1 pseudogene is annotated in these 246 nt (G+C 56.9%); it reads right to left on the reverse strand.

The features are described 5' to 3' along the window. Positions 1-231 (reverse strand): annotated as a pseudogene (locus SB765_RS32645) (hypothetical protein); the annotation flags it as partial. Positions 232-246: the final 15 nt, after the last annotated feature.

A 246-nucleotide genomic window follows, 5' to 3' on the forward strand; every position in this document is an offset into this window, starting at 1 on the left:
GGAGGGAGTTGCGGAAGATTTCGACCCCACGGGGTAAACCCATTGGCTTTCCAGCCATTCGTCATACCTCTTTTTGCTGTAGATGATCCGGCCGCCGTGCTTCATCCAGACGCCTGCGGGGATCTTCCCATCCAAGCGCCGATGCTCCAGTGAGCGTTTAGTGCAGCCGATCAGTTCGGCCATGCGCTGTTCGGTGACTTTGTCAACGTCACCGGTAGTTTCGGTTTCCATGGATGGTCTCCACGC

The sequence above is a fragment of the Pseudomonas sp. SIMBA_067 genome (assembly GCF_046534675.1).
Classification (GTDB): domain Bacteria; phylum Pseudomonadota; class Gammaproteobacteria; order Pseudomonadales; family Pseudomonadaceae; genus Aquipseudomonas; species Aquipseudomonas putida.